The sequence below is a fragment of the Marinobacter halodurans genome, assembly GCF_004327985.1.
GTDB lineage: Bacteria > Pseudomonadota > Gammaproteobacteria > Pseudomonadales > Oleiphilaceae > Marinobacter_A > Marinobacter_A halodurans.
On the sequence record NZ_SJDL01000086.1, the window covers coordinates 1 to 3,930 of the forward strand.

The 3,930-nt window shown below is 62.5% G+C and carries 1 protein-coding gene; it reads right to left on the reverse strand.

Features of this window, described 5'->3' with window-relative positions:
* Positions 1-77 precede the first annotated feature (77 nt).
* Positions 78-3,902, reverse strand: a complete 3,825-nt coding sequence (locus tag EZI54_RS23175) for a hemagglutinin repeat-containing protein (RefSeq protein ID WP_131484235.1) — start codon at positions 3,900-3,902, stop codon at positions 78-80.
* Positions 3,903-3,930 lie beyond the last annotated feature (28 nt).

Sequence of the window (3,930 nt, forward strand, 5' to 3'; positions counted from 1 at the left end):
TGAGTATCAAACGCCCGATGAGGTGTACTACGGGCAACCGATAGCCTTGGCTAGCCTGAGCCAGGGAAACAACCGGATCATAGCTTAGTGACACCATCAGGTTGTCCAACTGATCGGGTCCACCTCACAATGTCATCGCAGTCCACGCAATCAATATCTTTTAGGGATTCTTGAAATTTTTGATCTGCGAGTAAATTGCTAACACCCTTGTTTTTAACATCGCCCCCCTGCTCCATCATATACGGGCCAAGGTTTACCTCATCCGAACGATCCCCAGATACCGTAGACCAAGCTGCCCCTTCCACCGCCGGCTTCGTCAAGAGCCCCAGGCTCAAGTCCACCATCTCACTGCCGCCCGTGCTGGACGGCATCGGCCTGGTTACTGGCGTAACGGACGTGCCGCTGGCCAGGTGTCGCTCTCGATCACCGATAGCAGGATTGACCAGCCGACCGTGATCCAAGGTCAACGGCGCACCCGTCATCTGCTGGAGATGGGATAGCTCCTCGTCAATCTGACGATCCAGAAAGGTCAGGGACGAACTGGACGCACCACTCTCCGCCATGCTGGCCCGCACCTGTGCCAGTTTTTTGACCCGATTCGCCGCTACGGCCTTATCCCCCAGCGGGGTGGCCGCAACTGCAGGCTTCGCCGTCGCCGCGCCTTCAGGGGCGGCGCCCGACGATTTCACTGTCGTCAACGAGCCACAGTCCGAGCATTCGCCAGTGACCGCCCATTCCACGAGGTTTTCCCCGCCTTTCAGGCCATTGGCGACCCAATCAGCCGCCTGTTGCACCAGCTTTCCGTCACTGTTGCTGTAATCCACTCCCGTCAGCCCCGTCGCAGCGATCTCAGCCGTGCTACGGGCGCTGTCATACGCCACCTGTCCAACGGCAATGGCCGCACCGAGTGCATTGGTACCTGGAACCGCACGGATCAGCTCACGGTGGTCGACCCTTGCCGACCCCACCTCGTCGGCAACCTTGGTGCCATCCAGCACCGCCTGGCTGTTCTTCAGCGCCGCCGAGAAACCGCTCCCGCCGGTGGCGTCGAGATCGCCTCCGGCCGCCTGGTTGATGCGGGACGCCAGTTGTTCCCCGAACGCATTCCCCAGGGCTTCCTGGGTCTGTTCCGAGTCTATACCAAAGAGTCCACCGCCCTTGCCCTGGAACGACTGGGTTTCCAACACCTCATGCCCCAGGGTGTACATCATGTCGGTTTTACGGACGCCGTCCCCGGCATCCAGGAAGGCGGTACCTTTCAATGAGCTGGCCGTGTCCACGTCCGTCCCGCCCTTCACGTCAACCAGACGATTGTCGGCCAGCGACGAGCTGCTGGTTCTGCTGCCATCGTATAGATAGAAATCGGAGGGGGAGAGCCCGAACTTGGCCTGGGCCAGGTGCGCCAAGTCCACAACAGCCTTCGCGTGAACTTCCGGGTCCTGGCTTTTTAGCCCTGCGAGGATTTGGGCGTTTTCCGGATTGCGCAGCAGGTCGTTCTTCAGTTGCGTGACCTGGGCGTTGTTGTGCAACACCTTGCCAAAATCGAGGATTGCCAAGTCTTTATCATTGGCGACCCCCTTGCCAGCTCGGACGATATCCTCACCATGCTCCATGGTATCGACAGCATCATTGACGATGCTGTCCCACCCAGCTGCACTCAGTACGCGGTGGTCGACGGTCACGCTGGCATCCAGCCCGCCAATGTCCAGGTCCCGGGTGACTTCCTGGCTCTTGTCGAGATCCCGGTTCAGGCCGGCAACGGTGTCCTGCTCCGCGCTCCCGACAACCAGCTGGCCCTGGCCGATCGTGGCGTGTGAGGTTTGGGCGCGGTCGTGGCCGTAGTAGTGACCGCCCACGGTGGTCTGGCCGGTTTGTGGTCCGCTCTGCTGCGCTTTGTTGCGGGGCTCGCCCCCCAGGTTCACGGTGACGCTGGCATTGAAGCCCCGGTCCTCGCCCTGATCGGTGTCGTTGAGATCCGCGACGGTGAGCGTGTCGGTGGTCAGGTCCAGGTTGCCCTGGTCGACCAGTTGGCCATTGGCATCGGTGGTTGCATTGGCAATGACCGCGCCGGTCAGGGTCGTGTCTTTCGCGTTAACGGTGACCGACTCCCGGCCGATGATGCTCGTCTGGTTGTCCGTCCAGGTGCGATTGGACGAGCCATCGGCCTTTTCAACCCCGACGGTGACGGAACTGACCGCGCCGTTGCTGACGCCCAGCCCCGCATTGGCGCCGCGGGTCTTGCTTTTACTGCGGCCCTGATCCTGCAGGCTGCGGACGTCCAGCGTCTCGGTATCGATGTTGATGGTATCCGCGGCGACATTGGCGCCGGCCACGGTCAAGGTCTCGCTGTTGCTCTCGAGTGAACCGGCGTTAACGCTGCTGTTGCGGTGGGACAGGCGGGTTGCGTCGGCGTCGGAGCGGCTATAACCGGCGCTGCCGCTACCACTGAAGCCGTGTGCGCCGTAGCTGACGGTGAGGCTCTGGTTGGTCTGGCGACTGTCTGAAGCCGTTGCGCTCGTCTCGGTGCCGGCAACAATATCAACATCCTTGCTGTCGATGGCCAGCGTGCCGTTGACGGCGACGTCCGATCCCTTGATGCCGATGTCTTCGCCGCTTTTGAGGGATGCGTTGCCTCCGGCCAGGAGCTGGCTGCCGTTCCACGTTGCGGACTGCGCGGTCTGGGCGCTGTCGAGCGTGCTGCGCTCAGTGCTGCCCGTGGCGTAGAAGCCCCCGGTTTCGGTCGTTGTGGCGGCTGTGGAACCGGCGGCGGCAAACGCGATGCCTGCCTGGCCCAGGTTGGCGGTAGCCGCTGCCAGGTTCGCCCGGTAGTACTTCAGGTCCTGCTTGCGCAACTTGCCCTGGGCGACCTTGTCCTTGGCCTCGCTGAGCGCCTTCTTGGCGTCACTCACGGCCCGTCGCGCGTCGTTCATGGCCTGTAGCGCATAAGCGGCGTCGACATACGCGTTCTTGACACCGGCGCTGGTGGTCCGGATCTCCGTATGGCGGCTGTCCGTCGTGGTCTGGGTGTCCTGTCGCCCACTCACCTCGATACTATTACCAGCCTGCAGGTTCATGTCGCCGGAACTGGCAACGTCCGATGCCGTCACCTGGATGCTGTCGCCGGCGTTGAGGTCGATATGGCCCGCCGAGATCTGGCTGCCCTGCCACTGGGTGGTGACCTGGGTGTGGGTTTGCTGGTCCTTGCGTTCCTCGATGCCCCCCAGCCGGAATTCGTCATGCTCAAGCTTGGCGCCCAGGCCTTTGACGGTCTCTTTCTCGGAAACGTGGCTTTCGGACGTGGTGTTGGCGACGGCGTCGATCTGGATGTCGTCGGCGTTGACGTTGAAACCATCCTCGGCGGTCACGTCAGCCCCGGCGAAGCGGGCCGTCCCGTCGACATTGACGGCGATGTCGTTCGCGGCGAGCCCGGATCCCTGGTGGCTCACCTGTTGCGTGCGATCCGCTTTCCGGCGGCCGAGTTCAATCGCGGGCGTATCGGCTCCGACGCCCATCACACCGGCAACCGTATAGGCCGCGACCTGTGAGAGGGCTTTCATGACGCCGGTAAAGCTGCGGCTCTTTTCCGCCCAGTCCTCGTTTTTCAGGGCCAGCGCATCGACGGTGAGGTTTTCAACCCGATCGCCCGATGCCGTCCTGTAGTCGTCCCCGGCGTGCTCAACCACGTGGTCGCCGATCCGGAGGGCGTCATCCGCGACCAGGTCGGAACCGGTCACCTGTATGTCGCGGCCACTGTCCAGGGACAGGTCGCCGCCACTGGCTATTTGCGCTTTCACGGCGGACTCGTGGTGGTAGCCGCGGATTTCGTCCTTGCGTCGAACGCTGTTCTTTTCGGATTTCCGGACATTCTCCTGCTGCTGGTCGATGGCGCCGATCAGTTGCATGTCCCTGCCCGCCTTGGCCTGAACGTCG